We start from the raw sequence: 21,371 nt of genomic DNA, 5'->3' as shown, positions 1-21,371 counted from the left end.
TTCGATGGATTTATATCAAACCATTATCGGCCCTTTTGCCGAATTCGATTTTATGCGCTATGCGCTCGCCTCAGTGGTGTTTCTGGCACTGAGCGCCGCGCCGGTGGGCGTGTTTCTGGTGATGCGGCGCATGAGCCTGGTGGGCGATGCGCTCAGCCATGCGGTGTTGCCGGGCGCGGCCATCGGCTATATGTTCGCCGGGCTGAGCCTGCCTGCGATGAGCTTGGGCGGCTTTGCTGCGGGCATGCTGATGGCGCTTTTAGCGGGGCTGGTGAGCCGCTTTACCAATTTGAAGGAAGACGCCAATTTCGCGGCTTTTTATCTGAGCAGCTTGGCGGTGGGTGTGATTTTGGTGAGCAAAAACGGCAGCAATATCGATTTGCTGCATTTGTTGTTCGGCTCGGTGCTGGCGGTGGATTTGCCCGCTTTGCAGCTGGTGGCGGCGGTGGCGGCCATCACGGTGCTTACGTTGGCGGTGATTTACCGGCCGCTGGTGCTGGAGAGCATTGACCCGCTTTTTTTAAAGGCGGTCGGCGGGCGCGGCGGGCTGTGGCATTTGCTGTTTTTGGTGCTGGTGGTGATGAATTTGGTGGCCGGCTTTCAGGCTTTGGGCACTTTGATGTCGGTGGGCTTGATGATGCTGCCGGCGATTACGGCGCGGCTGTGGGCGAGAAACATGGGCATGTTGCTGCTGCTCTCGGTACTGGTGGCGCTGCTGTGCGGCTTTGGCGGCCTGCTGTTTTCCTATTATGTGGAAATTCCGTCGGGGCCTGCGATTATTTTGTGGTGCGGCGTGTGCTATTTGGTGTCGGTGCTGATTGGTTGGGAAAGCGGTATGTTGCCCAAATGGCTGCGCCGGCGCCGGCATCATAAGGCTTGAGTTTCAGACGGCCTGCGGGTGCATGCCAAGCCTGCCAAGCAGCCTTGAGAGGGCTGCTTTTGGATGAGGCTTGGAAGATATAGTGGAATGCAGGAAAAAGTGACACAACGGGTAGCCCACAGGCCGTCTGAAACGTTGGATTTGGCAACCCAACCTACCTGTTATAGTGCGTAGTTTTGCATCACTTTTTCTTGCATTCCACTATATTAAAACGCTTTGTCAAAGCGGGCTTGGCTGCTGAAAAACGCCGTTTGAATGTTTGCCGGATAATTTTTTTGCAGATTTATGTTATGTTATATCAAAAGGAGTAATCAATGAAACATTGGAAACCGGCGGCAATCGCTGCTTTATGGTCGGGTGCACTTTATGCCGCGCCCATGCCTGTGGTGGCGAGCTTCAGCATTTTGGGCGATGTGGCGCAGCAAATCGGCGGCGAGCGGGTGGGGGTGCAAAACTTGGTGGGTGCAAACCAAGATGCGCATGCCTATAACCTCACCAGCGGCGACATCAAAAAAATCCGCGAAGCCCGGCTGGTGTTGCTCAACGGCTTGGGGCTAGAAAAAGCCGAGCTGCAACGCGCGGTGAAGCAAAGCAAAGTGGCCTCGGCCGAAGCCACCGCCGGCATCAAGCCCTTGGCTGCCGATGAGCATCATCACGAACACGGCCACGACCATGATCACGATCATGGCGAATTTGACCCGCATGTGTGGAACGACCCTGTGCTGATGCAGCGCTATGCCGCCAACGTGGCGATTGCGCTGATTAAGGCCGACCCGGCAGGCAGCCGCTATTACCAGCAGCGTTTTAAAGATTACCAACACGTGCTCAACCAGCTGAACAATTATGCAAACCAGCAATTCGGTGCGGTTGCGCCGGCCAAACGCAAAGTGCTTACCGGCCATGATTCGTTTGCTTATTTGGGCAAGCGCTATCAGGTGAAATTTATTTCACCGCAAGGCGTGAGCAGCGAAGCCGAGCCTTCTGCGCGCCAGATTACCGCGATTATCCGCCAAATCAAGGCTGAAAACGTGAAAGCGGTGTTTACCGAAAACATTAAAGACGGCCGCATGATTGCGCGCATCGCCAAGGAAACCGGCGTGAAGGTGAGCGGAGGGCTTTATGCAGATGCTTTGAGCAGCGGCGCGCCGGCCGGCACTTATGCCGATATGTTCCGCTATAATGTGCGTGTGATGAGCGAGGCAATGAAGTAATTTTGTGTCACTAGGGTCTGTTCACAATTCATCCGTGAGTAAGATTTTGAACGCAAAAGCGTGGCTGCAAGGCGAAAAGCACAGCAAGGTTGAACACCTTGCGAGCATTTTCAACGCAACAGGCGCGTTTTTGAGCCAAAAGATTGCCGCGTGATGAAATGTGAACAGACCCTAAGAGCAAGGCCGTCTGAAAAGGCGGCTTTTTATCTGCCGATTCAAACACTTTCAGACGGCCTTATGCTTGCCAATCTTGACGCAGCGGCAAAATTGAAGTAAATTTACAGGCCTGATAAAACACGCCGATTTGACACAGCTTGCGGGCGTGAATATCTTTTCAGCCGCGCAATGGCGCGTTTATAGAAAGATATCAAACAGCTAAAGCGTGCGGTTGCAATATCCGGCAGCCGCCGTTTTGATTTTCAGCCCGCTGTGTCGCACATCGGGCTTTTGTTGTATTTGAGAATGCTATGATTATTTTGGACCAAGTATCCAAACGTTACCAACACCGCGACAAATCGTGGTTTACCGCCGTGGAGCCGACCAGCCTGAGCATAGAACAGGGCGAGATTTTCGGCCTGATGGGCTATTCGGGCGCGGGCAAATCCACGCTTTTGCGGCTCATCAATCTGCTCGAGCGCCCCGATAGCGGCAAAGTGAGCGTCAACGGCCAAGAGCTCACGGCGCTTAATGCCGCGCAATTGCGCCAAGCGCGCCAGCACATCGGCATGGTGTTTCAGCAGTTTAACCTGTTGGCCAACCGCACCGTGGCCGATAATGTGGCGTTTCCGCTGGAAATCGCCGGCTGGAGCCGCGAAGCAATCGAGCGGCGTGTGGCCGAATGCCTGGAAATCGTTGGCTTGGAAGACAGAGCCGCGCATTATCCGGCGCAGCTTTCGGGCGGCCAAAAGCAGCGTGTGGGCATTGCCCGCGCGCTCGCACCCAGCCCCAGCGTGATTTTGGCCGACGAGCCCACTTCGGCGCTCGACCCGGCCACCACGCGCAGCGTGCTCGAATGTCTGGCCGACATCAACAAGCGCTTCAACGTGACCATTGTGATCGTCACCCATGAGATGAGCGTGATCCGCCGCTTGTGCGACCGCGCGGCGCTTTTGCATCAGGGCAAGCTTTTAGAAGTGGTGGAAGTGCGCAACAATCAAATTTTTGCCGAGTCTGAAATCGGGCGCGAGCTGGTGCAGGAGGATTGATATGGCAGATTTAACTTTCGCTCAGGCCATCGGCACCATCAGCGGCATGCGCGGCGAAATCGTGCAGGCTTTGTGGGAAACTTTTGTGATGGTGGGGCTTTCCACCACTTTTGCCACCGTGTTTGGCACTTTGCTCGGCGTGTGGCTTTATATCACCGCCAACCGCCAGCTGCATTACAACCGCCCGGTGAATCTGATATTGGATAATCTGGTGAACCTGATGCGCGCGTTTCCATTTGTGATTTTGATGATTGCCATGATTCCGGCCACCCGCGCCATTGTCGGCAGCACCATCGGCCCTGTGGCCGCTTCGCTGGTGTTGAGCGTGTCGGGTTTGTTTTATTTTGCCCGGCTGGTGGAGCAGAATCTGCGCGAAGTGCCGCGCGGCGTGATTGAAGCGGCCATCAGCATGGGTGCGGCGCCGATGACGATTATCCGCAAAGTGCTGCTCAACGAAGCGCGCGCAGGCATGGTGTCGAGCATCACCGTGCTCACCATCGGCCTGCTTTCCTACAGCGCCGCAGCCGGCATGATAGGCGGCGGCGGCTTGGGCGATTTGGCCATCCGCTACGGCTATTACCGCTATCAAACCGAAGTGATTGTGTTTATTGTTGCGCTGCTGGTGTTGTTGGTAATCGTGATTCAGAGCCTGGGCAATTGGATTGCCCGCAAGCTTGATAAACGTTGATTCGATGCCGTCTGAAAACTTTTCAGACGGCCTGTTGTATAAAATAAACCGGATTTTTCTTGATTTTTAACAAGGAGTTGTGATGATGCAAACCAATGCTGTATTGAAAACCGTTTCCGCCGGCATGCTGGCCTTGGTGCTGGCCGCTTGCGGCGGCCAAAAAGAAGCTGCTGCGCCTGCTGCCGCTTCCGATGCCTCTGCTGCCACCAGTGCCGAGAAAAAAGAAATCGTGATCGGCACCACCGTGGGCGATTTCGGCGATATGGTGAAAGACCAAATCCAGCCGGCGCTGGCCAAAAAAGGCTACACCGTGAAGCTGGTTGAGTTTACCGATTATGTGCGCCCGAATCTGGCGCTGGCTGAAGGCGAGCTGGATTTGAATGTGTTCCAACACAAACCGTATCTGGACGATTTCAAAAAAGAACACAAGCTCGACATCACCGAAGCCTTTCAAGTGCCCACCGCGCCGCTGGGCCTCTATCCTGGCAAACTCAAATCGCTGGATGAAGTGAAAGAGGGCGTGAGCGTGTCGGCGCCGAATGATCCTTCAAACTTTGCCCGCGCCTTGGTGATGATGAATGAATTGGGCTGGATCAAGCTCAAAGACAACATCAATCCGCTCACCGCTTCTAAAGCGGACATCGCCGAAAACCCGAAAAACATCAAAATCGTCGAGCTGGAAGCCGCACAATTGCCGCGCAGCCGTGCCGATGTGGATTTTGCCATTGTAAACGGCAACTACGCCATGAGCAGCGGCATGAAGCTTACTGAAGCGCTGTTTCAAGAGCCGAGCTTTGCCTATGTGAACTGGTCGGCCGTGAAAACCGCAGACCAAGGCAGCCAATGGCTCAAAGATGTGACCGAGGCTTATAATTCGGAAGCCTTCAAAACCTATGCCCACCAACGCTTTGCCGGCTACAAATATCCGGCGGCATGGGGTGAGCAAGCCGTTGCCGGCGCTGCTTCCGAAGCCGCTGCCACGGCATCTGCCGCCAAATAAGCACACAACCAAAGCAGCCGGCCCGGCTGCTTTTTGCTTTTTTGCGAATATTGAATCAGGCCGTCTGAAACATTGCTTTCAGACGGCCTTTGTCAAACTTAAACCCTTATACCAATTCAAAAAAGTAAGCTAACAAGGCGGCGAGCCGCAGACAGTACAGATAGTACGGCAAGGCGAGACAACGAAGTTAGGTTATTTTTTTGGATTGGTATTATTTATGCGCAGCCTGCCCATCCCAAAAATAAGCTTGCTGCGTTGTCCGCCTTGAATGCAAAAAAATAAAGTTGTAGGTCGGATACCCGTATCCGACATTTTCCCAGCTCCGAAAAACTTGTTCTGCGAACAAGCGTCGGATTCGAGAATCCGACCTACGCCTACTGAATCAGGCCGTCTGAAACATTGCTTTCAGACGGTTTTTTTCAAACTTAAACCCGTTATTTTTGCGCAGGTTTACCATCCCAAAAATAAGCTTGCTGCGTTGTCCGCCTTTAATGCAAAAAAATAAAGCGATGCCGTCTGAAACTTTTTTCAGACGGCATGGGTGTGCCATGCGTGCGATGACGCTTTGTTTCGACAAAGCCAATCGTATTTACACGCCGGCTTGTAACCGCAGCGTCGGTTTTAATGGCCGGCTTCGCCGTTGGGCGTCAGCCATTGTTGCAGCAAATCTCGGTCGGCAATGCGCAATAGGGCGGTGTCGGCGGCGGCGTTTTGCACGGTTAGCTCGGTTTGCCGCAACACGCCGTGGCGGAAATAATGCAGCGCGATATTTTCACCGGCTTTGAATGCGGCCCATTGTTTGTCGAAATCGGTGCAGGCAAAACCATTGAGGGCGATGATGTGGTCTTGCGGGCATAAGCCGGCCTGCTCGGCGCTGCTGCCGTTGAGCACATGGGTGAGGGTGATGCCGCTGCCGTTTTGCTTGTAGCGCGCGCCCAAGTCGGTGGCGGGCGTTTGTTCGGCAAACGTTTCTACTAGGCCGCCGCCGTGGCTGCGCGGCAAGGCTTGCCAGCGCAGCTCGATGCCGGCCGTTTGCAGGCAGGCTTCAAGCGGTAAATCATCGGTGGAATATAAGGCCGTCTGAAAGAAATCGTGCAAATCCAGGCCGGTGATGGCTTGGCAGCGCGCCTGCCATTGTTGTTCGGCAATGCCGCGGCCGCTGGCGAGCCAGTCGCGGTAATGTTGCTGCATCACGCCGGCCAGGCTGTGGGCGCCGCCGCTTTTTTGGCGGATGAGCAAGTCGAGGCACAAGGCGGCCAATGCGCCTTTTTGGTAATAGCTCACGATGGCATTGGGGCTGTTTTCATCTTGTTTGTAGAATTTGTGCCAAGCGGTGAAGCTCGATTCGGCCAGAGTTTGTTTCAGACGGCCTGGATTTTGCTGTACGCGGGTGAGGGCTTTGGCCAGCAGCTTTAAATAGGCTTCGGTGCTAATGACACCGCTTTGCACCAAGAATAAGTCGTCATAATAAGAGGTGATGCCTTCAAATGCCCACAATTGCTCGGTGTAGCTTTCGCTATCGAGGCAGTAGGGCACAAAAGCGGCCGGCTTGATTGATTTGACATTCCATGCGTGGAAATATTCGTGGCTGAACAGGCCGAGCAGCTGGGTGTAGTCGTCGCCGGCTTCATTCATGCCGTAAGCGGGCAGGCTGTTTCTGTCGGCCAAAAGCGCGGTGCTGCTGATGTGTTCGAGGCCGCCGTAGATTTTGTCGCCCAGATGCAGTAAAAACAAATATTCTTTAAATGGGGCAGGGGTGGGAAACATGGCCAGCTCGGTGCGGCAGATTTTTTGGATGTCGCCAATCAAACGTTCCCGATCGAAATCGGCATAAATGCCGCTCAGGGCAATGCGGTGGGCAATGCCGCCGGCTTCAAAACTCAAAACCTCAATGTGGCCGAGCTCAACCGGGTGGTCGATTAATTCGGCATAAGAGGCCGTCTGAAAGGTGTGTGTGTCAAGGCGGGGCAGGGTGGTGGCGGTTTGCCAGCTTTCGGGCAGCTGTTCGAATACTGCTTGGTGCGGCTCGTGCTCGCGCCCTTGCACGCTTAAAAACAGGCAGGCGCCATCAAAAAAGCCGCGCTCGTTGCTGAGGTAGGCGCCGCGCACGGAAAGGTCGTAGGCGTAAACGGTGTAGCAAATCTGCCACTGGCCGGCACGCGCTTCGGTTTGCCAGTGGTTTTTGCCGGTTTGGCTGATTTGGGTGCGCACACCATTACATGCGGCTTCAATTTGGATGATGTGGCGGGAAAAATCGCGAATCAAATAGCTGCCGGGCACCCAGTTGGGCAGGCTTAAGTGTAAAGGAAGGTTATCGGCTTGCGTCAGGCTCAGGCAAATCTGCCATTGGTGTGCCGAAGTGTGCGCCATAATGTTGTATCGAAGCATCTTTCAGCCTTATTTGTTAAGTTTTGTTTGGAGTTTTATGGCTCTTTGATTTGAGTCAAGAAACCGAATGTAGGGAGTCTATAGTCTTACAAAATCTGACCAAAGGCAACGCCAAGACAGCGTAAAAATTACAGGTTTATACCGAATTGGCTTGGTGCGGCGTTGGTTTTGATTTAGAATGCCGCAGTTAAGCTTCTGCTTGCGGCTGTTTGGCTGCTTTGCGATGTTAAATTAAGAAAAATCGGGTATATCTTTGGTATGTTTTAAAAGCCGGAGCGAAACCGATAGGTGTTAATTGCCATGTTTAATGGAGACCCTCATGGAAACGCAAACTTATAACTACAAGGTGGTGCGTCAATTCGCCATCATGACTGTAGTTTGGGGTATTGTGGGTATGCTGGTCGGCGTGATTATCGCCGCCCAATTGTTTGCCCCGTCCCTTGATTTGTCGAATATCGGCCCGTGGTTTCACTTCGGCCGCCTGCGCCCCTTGCACACCAATGCGGTGATTTTCGCATTTGGCGGCTGCGGCTTGTTTGCCACCTCGTATTATGTGGTGCAGCGCACCTGTAACGTGCGCCTTTTCGGCGGCAATATCCTGCCAGCCATCACTTTTTGGGGTTGGCAGCTGGTGATTGTGCTGGCGGCGATTACTTTGCCGCTGGGCTACACCCAAGGTAAAGAATACGCCGAGCTGGAATGGCCGATCGATATTCTGATTGCCGTGGTGTGGGTGATTTACGCGGTTGTGTTTTTCGGCACCATTGCCACCCGCAAAATCAAGCATATTTATGTGGCCAACTGGTTTTACGGTGCCTTTATTCTGGCCGTTGCCCTGCTGCACATCGTCAACAACCTCAGCATTCCGTCAGGCATGATGAAATCCTACCCGATTTATTCGGGTGCGATTGATGCCATGGTGCAATGGTGGTACGGCCACAATGCCGTGGGCTTTTTCCTGACTGCGGCCTTCCTTGGTATGATGTATTACTTCGTACCCAAGCAAGCCGGTCGTCCGGTGTATTCTTACCGTCTGTCGGTGGTGCACTTCTGGGCGCTGATTTTCACCTATATGTGGGCGGGTCCGCACCATCTGCACTACACCGCTTTGCCCGACTGGACGCAATCTTTGGGTATGGTGTTGTCGCTGATTCTGTTTGCACCTTCTTGGGGCGGTATGATCAACGGTATTATGACCCTTTCCGGCGCATGGCACAAACTGCGCACCGATCCGATTTTGAAATTCCTGGTGGTGTCGCTGTCGTTCTACGGTATGTCGACCTTTGAAGGTCCGATGATGTCGATTAAATCGGTGAATGCGCTGAGCCACTACACCGACTGGACTGTCGGCCACGTACACTCCGGCGCTTTGGGCTGGGTAGGCTTCATCACCATCGGTTCTATCTATTATCTGATTCCGCGTTTGTGGGGCAAAAAAGAAATGTACAGCACCAAGCTGATTGAGGCGCATTTCTGGATTGCTACCATCGGTGTGGTGCTCTACATTTCTTCTATGTGGATTTCAGGCGTGATGCAGGGCTTGATGTGGGGCGCGCTTAACGATGACGGTACGCTGACTTACTCTTTCGTTGAATCGGTAAAACAAAGCATGCCTTTCTACATGATTCGTTTTGCGGGCGGTGTGCTGTATCTGACCGGTATGATCCTGATGGCTTATAACGTCTACCGCACTGTGTCCGGTGGCAAAGCTGTGGATGCGGAGATTCCGGTTATTTCGCAGACGCAACACCACTAAATAAAAGAAAGATAGGCTACCAAGATGAAATTACAACAACTAGCTGAAGAAAAAGTCGGGTTTTTGATTGTGTTTACCTTTTTGGTGATCAGCGTCGGCCTGCTGATTGAAGTGGTGCCGCTGTTTTTCACCAAATCGGTTACCGAACCTGCTCCCGGTGTGAAACCTTACAACGCCTTGCAAGTGGCCGGTCGCGACATTTATGTGCGCGAAGGCTGCTATAACTGCCACTCGCAAATGATTCGCCCGTTCCGTGCGGAAACCGAGCGCTACGGCCACTATTCGGTGGGCGGCGAATCGGTGTATGACCGTCCGTTTCAATGGGGCTCCAAACGCACCGGCCCGGATTTGGCTCGTGTGGGCGGCCGCTATTCAGACGAATGGCATCGCATCCACTTGCTGAACCCGCGCGATGTTGTGCCTGAATCCAATATGCCTTCATTCCCGTGGTTGGCACGCAACGCCGTGAATGCAGAGGCTACCGTGCGCCATATGAAAGCATTGCGCATGGTCGGCACCCCGTATAGCGACGAGGAAATCGAAAAAGCGCCGCAAGATTTGGCCAATAAATCAGAGCTCGATGCGGTGATTGCCTATCTGCAAGGTTTGGGCTTGGCATTGAAAAACGTAAGGTAACATCATGGATATCAACTGGGTGCGCTCGCTCTTTACTGTGTGGGTATTTGTTAGCTTTATTCTGGTTTTGTATATCGTGCTTAATCGGCGCAACAAGCAAAACTACCGTGATGCGGCCAACAGCATCATGGACGACAACGACACACCGTCAGACGAGTCTGCCCGGCTACCCCGTGATACCCGTGATAACGGAGCAAAATAATGAATACCACTTCCCAATTTACCAGTAATTTCTGGAATATATACATTGCCGCCATTGTTGTGCTCAGCTTCGTCGGTTTGGCTTGGCTGCTGCTGTCGCAAAACAAAACCAAAATGCCGCCCAAGGGTGAAGATGTCAAAACCATGGGCCATTCATGGGACGGCATCGAGGAATACAACAACCCGCTGCCGCGCTGGTGGTTTTACCTCTTTGTGCTGACCATGGTTTTCAGCGCCGCCTATTTGTTTTTATACCCCGGCTTGGGCGACTACAAGGGCTATCTGAATTGGACCAGTCACAATCAGTATGAAAAAGAAGTGCAAAAAGCCAATGAGCAATATGGCAAAATTTATGCCAAATTTGCCAACATGCCGATTGAAGAAGTGGCCAAAGATCCGCAAGCCCAACGCATCGGTAAAAACATGTTCGACACCTATTGCATTCAGTGCCACGGCTCTGATGCGAAAGGCTCTAAAGGTTTCCCGAACCTGACCGACGGCGATTGGCTGTGGGGCGGCTCACCTGAGCAGATTCACGAAACCATCGCCAAAGGCCGCATTGCCATCATGGCACCGTGGGGGCCTGCATTGGGTGAAGAGCGTGTGAAAGATGTGGCCAACTATGTGATGTCTTTCTCCAAACCTGCCGGCCAATATGATGAAGAGCGTGCCGCCCGCGGCAATGCCATCTTCCACGGCCCGCCGGCCAACTGCTTTACCTGCCACGGCGACAAAGGCCAAGGCGTGTTGGGCTTGGGGCCGAATCTGACCGATGACGTTTGGTTGTGGGGCGGCACGCAAAAAGCCATTATCGAAACCATTACCAACGGCCGCCACAACCAAATGCCGGCGTGGGATAACTTCCTCGATAAAGACAAATTGCACATCATGACCGCTTATGTTTGGGGCTTGTCGCACAAAGACGGCCAAGCAGCACCGGCTGCCGCCGCGCCTGCGCCTGCTGCATCGGTTGAAGCTTCAGCTCCTTCTGCTGCTTCGGCTGCATCTGCCGGCCAATAACGGCATAAGCCGTGCAAGCCCATAAACTGAGCAGCATATAAGCAACATCAAAAAAGCCACCCTGATTCGGGGTGGCTTTCGCGTAGTTGCTTTGTTTTATTGATTGGGATCGGGACAGCATTAAAGCAAACATTACAGCTAAAACAAACCATTGCAGCATCGTATGAAAAGGCCCGAGATCTTTGTAAAGCGCCTCCACCTTGATGAAAAATGTTTAAATCCGTTATTTCGGATGGCAGTGGCTCTGCGCCGGAATGGAGAGCTGGAAAGATTTTTGAAAGCTAAACGGTATTTACTAAGGTCTCAGGCCGTCTGAAAGTTTTCAGACAGCCTTTGGCTTGTTGGTTTTTTAATAGTTTATCTATTTAAACTTAAACCGACTTTATTTCATCAGTACCAGCCGTCCGCCGATGGCCTGCAATTGCTGCTGCACTTCCTGCCAGGCCGAATCAATCTGTGTGCAGGCGCTGCCTTCGGCTTTCAAACCGAATTCTACGCGGGAAAGGCTGATGCGGCCATCATCTTGCAGGCCGCCTTCGCTGGGCAGGCTGTAGCTGCGTATGCCGGGGTAACGCGTTTCGATGGCTTCCATAATCGGCGCGATATGCGATTCGGGCAAATCAAACAACCAAATGGCGCGCTGGGCGCGCGGTGTTTGGTGAAAGCGGGCGGCATAATGCGTGTTGAGCACCCATTCTGCCATTGGGTGGGCCATCACCGGAAAGCCGGGCAGGAAATAATGTTCGTGTATGGCAAAGCCGGCAATGCCGTTATAGCTGTTGGGAATCAAGTTGGCACCGGCCGGAAATTCGGCCATGCGCAAGCGCTGGCGGTGGGCGTCGGAATCCAGCGCATCGCCGCGCCGGTGCGACACGGCTTCGATATTGGCGATGCCCTCAGGGTGTAGCTGCAAGGGCAGCGCCAGCGCTTCGGCCGCGGCTTGGCGGGTGTGGTCGTCGGGCGTGGCACCGATGCCGCCGGTAACGAAAGTGGGCAGGCCGTCTGAAAAGCTGCGCTGCAATTGCTTGACCAACAAAGCGCGCTCGTCGGGCAGATATTGCACTTGGCCAAGCTGCAAGCCATATTGCGCCAGCAGCGATTTGAAAAAGGCAAAATGCTTGTCGGCGCGATTGCCGTGCAAAATTTCATCACCGATAATCATCAAATTAAAATACATAGCTTGGTTTTCCATAAAGAAGCAGAGAAGCGCATAAATAAAAAGGCCGTCTGAAATGCGGCAAAGGCTGGACTAAACAGCCGATTCATACAATAATAAACCCATTTTGACCGCTGCGGTTTGCAGGCGCACCGGCATCACTTCACACAGGAATTTATCGCATGAGCAATCAAAATCATACCATTTTACAAAATCTGCCGGCAGGCGAGAAAGTCGGCATCGCATTTTCAGGCGGCCTCGATACTTCGGCCGCATTGTTGTGGATGAAGCTCAAAGGCGCGCTGCCCTATGCCTACACTGCCAATCTCGGCCAGCCTGATGAAGAAGATTACAATGCCATTCCGCAAAAAGCCAAAGCCTATGGCGCGATTGAAGCGCGCCTGATCGATTGCCGCAGCCAGCTGGCGCACGAGGGCATTGCCGCGATTCAATGCGGCGCGTTTCATGTATCCACCGGCGGCATCACTTATTTCAACACCACGCCGCTGGGCCGCGCCGTTACCGGTACCATGCTGGTGGCCGCGATGAAAGAAGATGATGTGAATATCTGGGGCGACGGCTCCACTTATAAAGGCAACGATATCGAGCGCTTCTACCGCTACGGCCTGATCACCAACCCCAGCTTGCGCATCTACAAACCGTGGCTCGACCAAACCTTTATTGATGAATTGGGCGGCCGCCAAGAAATGAGCGAATTTCTGATTGCCAACGGCTTTGACTACAAAATGTCGGTAGAAAAAGCCTATTCCACCGATTCCAATATGCTCGGCGCCACCCATGAAGCCAAAGATTTGGAATTTCTCAACACCGGCATCAAAATTGTGAAACCGATTATGGGCGTGGCATTTTGGGATGAAAGCGTAGAAGTGAAGCCCGAAGAAGTGAGCGTGCGCTTTGAAGAGGGCGTGCCGGTAGCTTTGAACGGCAAAGAATATGCCGACCCGGTAGAATTGTTTCTCGAAGCCAACCGCATTGGCGGGCGCCACGGCTTGGGCATGAGCGACCAAATCGAAAACCGCATCATCGAAGCCAAATCGCGCGGCATTTATGAAGCCCCGGGTATGGCCTTGCTGCACATTGCTTACGAGCGCCTGCTCACCGGCATTCACAATGAAGACACCATTGAGCAATACCGCATTAACGGCTTGCGCCTAGGCCGCCTGCTTTATCAAGGCCGCTGGTTTGACTCGCAAGCGCTGATGCTGCGTGAAACCGCCCAGCGCTGGGTGGCGCGCGCCATCACCGGCGAAGTGACGCTGGAGCTGCGCCGCGGCAACGATTATTCCTTGCTGAACACTGAATCGCCCAACCTCACCTACGCGCCCGAGCGCCTGAGCATGGAAAAAGTGGAAAACGCCGCTTTCACCCCGCTCGACCGCATCGGCCAGCTCACCATGCGCAACCTCGACATCACCGACACCCGCGCCAAGCTCGGCATTTATTCGAAATCGGGCTTGCTGCAACTGGGCGAAGGCTCAGTGCTGCCGCAATTGGGTCATAAAGAGCGTAAATAAAACTTTGGCATCGGTTTGGTTTTTTTGGCAAGAAAGCGCTTGGCGTTTGCTTGGCGTTTGATAGAACCGATGCAAGCAGGCCGTCTGAAAATCTTTTTCAGACGGCCTGCTTTTTATGAAGGCTTGTATGCAAACATGTGCCAATTTTTTGAAATCGCCCGCAAACCTTGCTTGTGCTTTATGAGGCCGTCTGAAGGGTTAACGTTTCAGACAGCTTTGGTTTTACTGTCAAAAAGTGAATTTAATCCGATTAAAACATGTGCGTGCGATGGTACGCACTCTACACATGTTGAGGCTTTTGAAAAATATATTGAAATGCAAGAAAAAGTGACACTAAACTGCATTCTACAATGGCGTAGGTTGGGTTGATAAACCCAACGGTTTAAACGGCTTGTGGATTTGTTGGGTTTACAACCTAACCTACCCGTTTGCACGGGGCATATAGCAAGCCATACACGCAGAAACCGTTTAAACCGCGCGCGTGGCTGCGTCACATACTTTACGCACGATTTGAGATTTCTTATTCTTGTATCCGTTTTTCTTTTATTTCACTATGTGTTTGATATTAAAGTCTTTTAATTTATCGGTATGCCATCAAAGGCCGTCTGAAAATATTTTCAGACGGCCTTTCCTTTTATCCGCATCTGATCGGCATCAAGCCGGTTCGGCCATGCTCAGGGCTTGCTGGATATCCACGGCCACGATGCGGGACACGCCTTTTTCCTGCATGGTTACGCCGATAAGCTGCTCGGCCATTTCCATGGTGAGGCGGTTGTGCGAGATATAGAGAAACTGGGTTTGCGCCGACATTTCTTTCACCAGGTTGCAGAAGCGGCCGGTGTTGGCGTCGTCGAGCGGGGCGTCCACTTCGTCCAAAAGGCAGAAGGGGGCAGGGTTGAGGCTGAAAAGGGCAAACACGAGGCTCATGGCGGTGAGGGCTTTTTCGCCGCCGCTCAACAGGTGGATGGTGCTGTTTTTCTTGCCGGGCGGGCGCGCCATGATGGACACGCCGGCGGTGAGCAAATCGTCGCCTATCATGTGCAAACGGGCTTCACCGCCGCCAAACAGGGTGGGGAAGAAGGTTTGCACTTTTTCATTCACGGCTTCAAAAGTTTCTTTGAAACGGGCTTTGGTTTCGTGGTCGATTTGGGCGATGGCTTCTTCGAGTAGGGCGATGGCCGATTGCACATCTTCGCTTTGGTGGCGGTAGTAGCCGTCGCGCTCGCGGGCTTCTTGCAATTCTTCAAGCGCGGCGAGGTTGACGGCGCCGAGTGCTTGGATTTTTTGGGCAAGGTTGCCGATGTCGTCGCTCAGGGCTTTGAGACTGGCGGATTCGGCGGCTAAGGTTTCGAGCGCGGCAAGGTCGGCTTGGCGCTCTTCAAGGTTTTGGTGGAAGCGTTTGGCGCCGAGCAGGGCTTCTTGTTGCTGCAATAAGGCGGTTTGGGTGGCGGCCTGCAATTGCGGCAGCTTGGCCGACAGGCTTTGCTGGGCGGCGTATTGCTCGCGGCCTTGGGCTTGGGTGGTGTTTAATTGTTCTTGTATGACAGCGTATTGCTCATCCAGCGTGTGCACTTCTTCGCTGAGGTTTTCGAGCTTGAGGTGTTGCTCGTCTTGGGCTTGTTCGGCTTCGTAGGCCAGCGCCAATTCGCTTTGGCGCTCTTGCCAATCGAGGGTTTGCTGCTCGAGCTGGATCAGCTGCTGCTGCTGGGTTTGCTTTTGTTGTTGCAGCTTGTGCACATCCACTTCGGCCAGGCCGTAGCGGCGGTTGGCTTCGAGCAGGGCGAGGCGGGCTTGTTTGAGTTGGTTTTGCTGCTGGTTGCGTTGGTTGCCGATGTGGTGGTGTTGCTGCTCCAGCTCGGCCGCCGCTTCGCCTAATATGGCGATGTCGTCTTCGAGGCCGTCTGAAGTTTGCTCGAGAATCAGCGCTTCTTCTTCGATTTGTAAAAGCTCGCGCTGGATGTGTTCGCGGCGGATTTGGCCTTGGTTGGTGCGGGCGAGCAGCTCGGCGGCGCGGCTTTGGGCGGCTTGGTATTGCTGCTGATGCTGTTTTTGTTGTTGTTGAAGGTTTTTGTGGTGCTGCTCGGCGGCGCTTCGGGCGCTTTGGGCCTGACGCAGGGCTTGTTCGGCGCTGGCAAGCTGCGGGGCGAGGGTAGCTAAATCGGCTTCGAGTTTGTCCAAACGCGCTTTGTGCTCAATCAGGTTTTCGCCGCTGTTTTGACCATAGAGCATCACGCTGATGCGGTCGACTTGGTGGCCTTCGGGGGTGAGCCAGCTTTGGCGGCCCTGCAAATCGCTTTGGTGGGCGAGGGCGTAATCTAGGTTGGGCGCGCACAAGATGCCGTCGAGCCAATGGTGCAAGGCCGTCTGAAACGGGGCTTGTACCTGGATTTGGTTGAGCAGGGCCAGCGCGGGCAGGCTTTTTTTGAGGCCGCCTGAAAGATTGTCGGCCAACCAAGCGGCGCGGCCTTGCGGCAAAGGCGTGGGCAGGGCGAATTCGGGCGGCAGGGCGCGCGCATGCAGGCGCTCGGCCAGCACCACGCTTAAGGCGTGTTGCCAGTCGGCGGGGGCGTGGATGTGTTGCCACAATGGCGGGGCGTGCGCGGCATCGGTGTGCGCCCAAAAATCGCTGTCGGCGCTGCTTTGGCTGAGCAACTGCGCCAATGCTTCGTGCTGCGCTTGGGCGGTGATGTGTTGCTGTTGCAGGGCTTGGTGTTGGCTTGAGGCCGTCTGAAACTGTTGTTGCGCGGCTTCGAGCTGCTGCTCGGCCAGCAGAATCTGCTCTTCGTAATGCGCTTGCTGCTCGGCCAGCAGCGCGGCTTGCGCTTGCGCGGCTTCGGTGTCGGCATCGGCCGGCAGATTGAGCGCGCTGTTTTCTTCTTTCAGACGGCCTTGGCGCTGGGCGTGTGCATGCAGGGTTTGGTGGGCGTGTTGGCGTTGTTGTTGCTTGAGCGCCAGTTCGCGCTTGATGCGGTTGTGTTCGTCTTGCTGGTTTTGGTAGGCCGATTCGATTTCGGCTTGGGCTTCTTCCAGCTCGGGCAGGCGCGTTTCGTGTTCGGCCACCATCAGCGCGAGCTCGGCCAGCTCGGTTTGTTTTTCTTCGATTTGAAAATCGGTTTCTTCTTCTTTGGCGCGGATTTGCTGCTGCTCTTGGTGGATGCGCTGCAGCTGCACTTGTGCGGCGCTGCGGTCGCGCTCGATGCGCTGATGCAGGCTTTGCTGGTGGCGGATTTGCTCTTCGAGGCGGGCGATTTGCTCGCGCAAAATGCCGCGGCGCTGGCTGATGTCGTGTGCGCCGGTTTGCTGTGCCTGCTCGGTGGTTTGCAGGGCGTGGATTTGCTCGGTGAGCGTTTGGATTTGGGCGGCGGTGTCGTTTTGCTGCTGCTGGAAGTTTTGATGCTGGGCGGTGGCTTTGTCGGCGGCGGCCAGCGCTTGCTGCCATTGCACATAATCGAGCAGGTCTTGCTGCTGCGAGAGTTGGCGGGTGAGGGTTTGATAGCGCTCGGCGGTTTCGGCCTGCTTTTCCAGCTTTTCCACTTGGCGTCCCAATTCGCTTTGCAAATCGGCCAAACGCTGCAAATGCTCGCGCGTGTCTTTCAGACGGCCTTCGGTTTCTTTGCGCCGCTCTTTATATTTGGACACGCCCGCCGCTTCTTCTATATAAGCGCGCAATTCTTCCGGCCGCGCTTCGATAATGCGCGAAATCATGCCTTGCTCAATCACGGCATAGCCGCGCGCACCCACGCCGGTGCCGAGGAAAAGGTCGGTAATGTCGCGGCGGCGCACCACTTGATTGTTGATGAAATAAGTGGATTCGCCCTGGCGCGTGAGCTGGCGCTTGATGCTCACTTCGGCATATTGCCCCCACGGGCCTTGCAGGGTTTGGTCGGCATTATTGAACACAAGCTCCACCGATGCGCGCGGAGCGGGGCGGCGGGTGGCCGCACCATTGAAAATCACATCCTGCATGCTTTCACCGCGCAATTGTTTGGCCGAAGCTTCGCCCAGCACCCAGCGCACGGCATCGATCACGTTGGATTTGCCGCAGCCGTTGGGGCCAATCACGGCCACCAGCTGGCCGGGCACGTGAATGGTGGTGGGGTCGGTGAAGGATTTGAAGCCGGCAAGTTTGATGTGGGTGAGGCGCATGAGCAAAAGTGATGGGAAAAGGAGGGCTATTTTAGCTCAAATTGTTGTTGCAAGCTTGGTTTTGTCGGGCGGTAAACATATTGTTTAAAGACAGGTTGATGAAAAAATATTGATGCTAATAATTTTAAATTTATAGATTAAATTTTATTTAAAGAAAAATTATTGAAATTAAAAATTAATAAATATGGTTATTTTAGATTAAAGATTTTTATTGAAAATTGATTGTTCAGCCAAGGGAACTAAAATTTCCTTTGTGGTGGAAATAATACAAAAGCCCGGTTATATCCAAAATGATTATTTTTGCTGTTTCATTAATATTTTATAACTAATTGTTTTATATCTAAAATATTTTTTTGAAATTTTAAAACAGGTTGATGACGATGGAATTTTGATGAAAACGGACGTGCCTTTTGTCGGCAGAGCGCGCCGAATAATCGGTGCATCTGATGTGGTTTTAATGGTGTGTTTATTATTCGGTAAGAATTATTTTATTTGGATGCTTTGCCTTATCTGTAAATGATTTTGCAGCATCATTATTTCCATATTTCCATTCAAAAGTGAGCGGGCAGGCGCGGCCGGGGTTGCGCTTGAATCACGATAAAACAAGGAGTTCACATCATGTTACAACGTCAAAAAATATTCTGGATTATGTTGCCTTTGCTGGCGGCCGGCTGTGCCACCCGCCCCGAAATCACCTGGGTGGATACGCAAGATCTTGTATACAGCACCGATGTGCCCGAAGGTTTGTCTTCCGTGGTGTTTTACCGCAAAGCAGAAGCCATTTCGGGGCCGACTGTTAATGTGTATGTGAACGGCCAATATTTAAGCTCCTTGCAGCCCAATGCTTATCATCAAGCCGCGGTGTGTGCACAAAACCAGCGCTTTTACGCAGAATTCACCAACCGCGACCCTGCTTATCTGGATAAGGCCAAATCGGGCAATTATTACAATCTGCCGGATGCCGCCGTTTCATTTTTCCGCGTGGTTGACGACAACGGCAAGCCCGCTCTTGAGGCGGTAACGCCCGAGCAGGCTCAGGCCGATTTGCAGGGCACGCAACAGCAAACGCACACCCTCTCGCGCGTAACGCGTGCCGAGCAATGCGCCCAAATTTTGAAAAAATACAGCCTGCAAGCCTCAGCCTTGTTTAAATTCGACCGCTCCGATTACAAAAACATGCTGCCTAAAGGCAAACAGGAAATCGAAGCTGTGTCGGAAGATATCAAGAAAAATCCCAATCATATCAGCAATATTGCGGTGATCGGCCATACCGATCCCACCGGCAGCGATGTCTACAACAACCGCCTTTCCCAAGCGCGCGCCAATACCGTGAAGCAAGCCTTGGCCGGCAGCGGCCTCGACAGCAAGCTGATCACCGCAGAAGGGCGCGGTAAAAAAGAGTTGCTGGTAACCGACTGCCGCGCCAAACACCCGCGCAATACCAAAGCCCGTCAAGAATGCGATCAGCCTAACCGTCGCGTAGAAATCATTTTGCACGGTGAAAAGGCCGAGTAAACAAAATACTTAATATAAATGCTCACAATCAAAGGTGAAGAAAATGTCTAAAAATATTACATTGAATATTAATAACGCCAAAGAAACTTTGGAAAGCGTTAAATTTCAGACGGCCTCAGGTCAAGCGCTGCGCATCCCGGCGCAGGCAGACGTTAATTATCAATTGATCGACGACCTGACCCAGTTTGGCCCGGAAAACATCATGACCAAACGCGTGGGCGATAATTTGGTGGTGGCGTTTGAAGGCTCTACCATCGATAACCCCGATTTGATTCTCGAAGGCTATTACGCTGATGCCACCGGCGCGTCTAAAAGCAGCTTGCTGATCGGCCAGCATGAAAACGGCAATGTTTATCCCTATGTGCCGGAAAGCACCGCGCCGGAAGATGCGGTAACCATGCTGGCAGAAGAAGTGCAGGCCGGCCAGGCTTTGGGCGGCGAAATCATCAGCGCGTTGTGGGCGCCCAATCCTTTGTGGCTGTTGGCCTTGCTGCCGCTGGCTGCAGCAGCGGCCGCTTCCGGCGGAGGCGGCGATGAGAATCCCCCACCCCCGGCTGTACACATCACTGTAGATGCACCCGACAACACCAATGACAACACCCCGCAGATTACCGGCACCTCTGATGCGCCGGCCGGCAGCGTGGTGGCTGTGCTGCTGACCGATAGCGCCGGTGCCACTCAAACCGTCACCACTACGGTGCAGGCAGATGGCAGTTATTCCGTGGAGCCGAGCACACCTTTGGCTGATGGTGCATACTCTGCGCAGGCCACAGTAACCGCGCCTTCAGGCAACACGGCCTCTGCCACCGACACGGGCAATATCGATACCACCGCCATCATCACCGTAAACGCACCCGATTTAACCAACGACGACACCCCGCTGATCACCGGCACCACCACCGATGTGGAAGCCGGCCAAACGGTCACCGTAACCATCACCGATGTAAACGGCGGCACCCAAGTGGTAACCACTACCGTGCAGGCAGATGGCAGCTATCAGATTGAAGTGCCCAACGCGTTGCCGGATGGCGAATACACAGCCACGGCAAAAGTGGCGGACAAGCTGGGTAACGAAGCTCAGGCCAGCGACCCGGGTGTGGTGGATACAACTGCCCCGGAAATCACGGTTGACGTTCCCGAGCACACCAACGACAACACCCCTACCATCACCGGTACCACAGATGCGCCCGAAGGCTCGGTGGTTACCGTGGTGGTGACTGACAGCGCGGGCAACACCCAAACCGTTACCACCCAAGTGAAAGAAGACGGCACTTACAGCGTGGAAGTGCCCGAAGAGCTTCCCGAAGGTGAATATACTGTTGATGCAGGCGTAAAAGACCCTGCCGGCAACGAAGGCAAAGCCACCGATAAAGGCAGCGTAGACACCACCGTGCCGGAAATCACGGTTGACGCGCCCGACAATACCAACGACAACACCCCCACCATCACCGGCACCACAGATGCCCCCGAAGGCTCGGTGGTTACCGTAGTGGTAACCGACAGCGCGGGCAACACCCAAACCGTTACCACCCAAGTGAAAGAAGACGGCACTTACAGCGTGGAAGTGCCCGAAGAACTGCCTGAGGGTGAATACACTGTTGACGCAGGCGTAAAAGACCCCGCCGGCAACGAAGGCAAAGCCACCGACAAAGGCAGCGTAGACACCACCGCGCCGGAAATTACCGTAGATGCGCCGGACAACACCAACGACAACACGCCCATCATCACCGGCACCACAGATGCGCCCGAAGGCTCCGTGGTTACCGTAGTGGTAACCGACAGCGCGGGCAACACCCAAACCGTTACCACCCAAGTGAAAGAAGACGGCACTTACAGCGTGGAAGTGCCCGAAGAACTGCCTGAGGGTGAATACACTGTTGACGCAGGCGTAAAAGACCCCGCCGGCAACGAAGGCAAAGCCACCGACAAAGGCAGCGTAGACACCACCGCGCCGAGCGCGCCGGTAGTTGAGATTCAAGACGGCGGCGACGGCCATCTGAATGCCGGAGAAATCAAAGACGGCGTAGAAGTGAA

14 protein-coding genes and 1 pseudogene are annotated in these 21,371 nt (G+C 53.8%); 12 read left to right on the top strand and 3 right to left on the bottom strand.

What is annotated here, in order from left to right; genetic code table 11:
* Positions 1-4 precede the first annotated feature (4 nt).
* The 5 genes from EV680_RS09385 (at position 5) to EV680_RS09365 (ending at position 4,984) form a co-directional block, all read left to right on the top strand.
* Entirely contained in the window at positions 5-880 is an 876-nt protein-coding gene (locus EV680_RS09385; protein ID WP_132954480.1) for a metal ABC transporter permease, read from the top strand.
* A gap of 314 nt (positions 881-1,194) precedes the next feature.
* Positions 1,195-2,091 carry a metal ABC transporter solute-binding protein, Zn/Mn family gene (locus tag EV680_RS09380; protein ID WP_132954479.1) on the top strand — a complete coding sequence of 299 codons (897 nt, stop codon included), beginning with the start codon at positions 1,195-1,197 and terminating at the stop codon, positions 2,089-2,091.
* 467 nt (positions 2,092-2,558) lie between these two features.
* Positions 2,559-3,296 (top strand): methionine ABC transporter ATP-binding protein, encoded by a 738-nt coding sequence (locus EV680_RS09375; protein WP_132954478.1) that lies wholly within the window; start codon positions 2,559-2,561, stop codon positions 3,294-3,296.
* A gap of 1 nt (position 3,297) precedes the next feature.
* Positions 3,298-3,984: a methionine ABC transporter permease gene (locus EV680_RS09370; RefSeq protein ID WP_132954477.1), complete on the top strand. Its 687-nt coding sequence runs from the start codon at positions 3,298-3,300 to the stop codon at positions 3,982-3,984.
* Positions 3,985-4,069: 85 nt separating this feature from the next.
* Complete coding sequence (locus EV680_RS09365; RefSeq protein ID WP_132954494.1) at positions 4,070-4,984, top strand: MetQ/NlpA family ABC transporter substrate-binding protein; 915 nt, start codon at positions 4,070-4,072, stop codon at positions 4,982-4,984.
* 621 nt (positions 4,985-5,605) lie between these two features.
* On the opposite strand, the gene EV680_RS09360 is transcribed toward EV680_RS09365, so the two are convergent.
* On the bottom strand, positions 5,606-7,372 hold the full coding sequence (locus EV680_RS09360; protein WP_132954476.1) for a M61 family metallopeptidase: 1,767 nt from the start codon (positions 7,370-7,372) through the stop codon (positions 5,606-5,608).
* Positions 7,373-7,691: 319 nt separating this feature from the next.
* On the opposite strand from EV680_RS09360, the gene ccoN reads away from it, so the two are divergent.
* The 4 genes and pseudogenes from ccoN to ccoP all read left to right on the top strand — a co-directional run.
* The gene (gene ccoN / locus EV680_RS09355; RefSeq protein WP_207894328.1) at positions 7,692-9,128 is read left to right on the top strand and encodes a cytochrome-c oxidase, cbb3-type subunit I; all 1,437 of its coding nucleotides are present in this window, start codon (positions 7,692-7,694) and stop codon (positions 9,126-9,128) included.
* Between the two features lie 24 nt (positions 9,129-9,152).
* Positions 9,153-9,764, top strand: a complete 612-nt coding sequence (gene ccoO / locus EV680_RS09350; protein ID WP_132954474.1) for a cytochrome-c oxidase, cbb3-type subunit II — start codon at positions 9,153-9,155, stop codon at positions 9,762-9,764.
* A gap of 4 nt (positions 9,765-9,768) precedes the next feature.
* Positions 9,769-9,966 (top strand): cbb3-type cytochrome oxidase subunit 3, encoded by a 198-nt coding sequence (locus EV680_RS09345; RefSeq protein ID WP_132954473.1) that lies wholly within the window; start codon positions 9,769-9,771, stop codon positions 9,964-9,966.
* Positions 9,966-10,976, top strand: a pseudogene (ccoP, locus tag EV680_RS09340) (cytochrome-c oxidase, cbb3-type subunit III); the annotation flags it as partial. The gene EV680_RS09345 and the pseudogene ccoP, both read left to right, overlap by 1 nt.
* 391 nt (positions 10,977-11,367) lie before the next feature.
* On the opposite strand, the gene EV680_RS09335 reads toward ccoP, so the two are convergent.
* The gene (locus EV680_RS09335) at positions 11,368-12,177 is read right to left on the bottom strand and encodes a competence/damage-inducible protein A (protein ID WP_132954471.1); all 810 of its coding nucleotides are present in this window, start codon (positions 12,175-12,177) and stop codon (positions 11,368-11,370) included.
* 146 nt (positions 12,178-12,323) lie between these two features.
* On the opposite strand from EV680_RS09335, the gene argG reads away from it, so the two are divergent.
* Complete coding sequence (gene argG / locus EV680_RS09330) at positions 12,324-13,676, top strand: argininosuccinate synthase (protein WP_132954470.1); 1,353 nt, start codon at positions 12,324-12,326, stop codon at positions 13,674-13,676.
* Positions 13,677-14,330: 654 nt separating this feature from the next.
* On the opposite strand, the gene smc is transcribed toward argG, so the two are convergent.
* On the bottom strand, positions 14,331-17,822 hold the full coding sequence (gene smc / locus EV680_RS09325; protein ID WP_132954469.1) for a chromosome segregation protein SMC: 3,492 nt from the start codon (positions 17,820-17,822) through the stop codon (positions 14,331-14,333).
* A 618-nt stretch (positions 17,823-18,440) separates the two neighbouring features.
* On the opposite strand from smc, the gene EV680_RS09320 reads away from it, so the two are divergent.
* A complete protein-coding gene (locus tag EV680_RS09320; RefSeq protein ID WP_132954468.1) occupies positions 18,441-19,337 on the top strand; it encodes an OmpA family protein in 897 nt (298 codons plus the stop codon).
* A gap of 43 nt (positions 19,338-19,380) precedes the next feature.
* A partial coding sequence (locus tag EV680_RS09315) for an Ig-like domain-containing protein (RefSeq protein ID WP_207894327.1) occupies positions 19,381-21,371 on the top strand: 1,991 nt, incomplete at its 3' end.

It is taken from the genome of Uruburuella suis (assembly GCF_004341385.1).
GTDB lineage: Bacteria > Pseudomonadota > Gammaproteobacteria > Burkholderiales > Neisseriaceae > Neisseria > Neisseria suis.
This window is presented reverse-complemented; position numbering and strand designations above follow the sequence as displayed.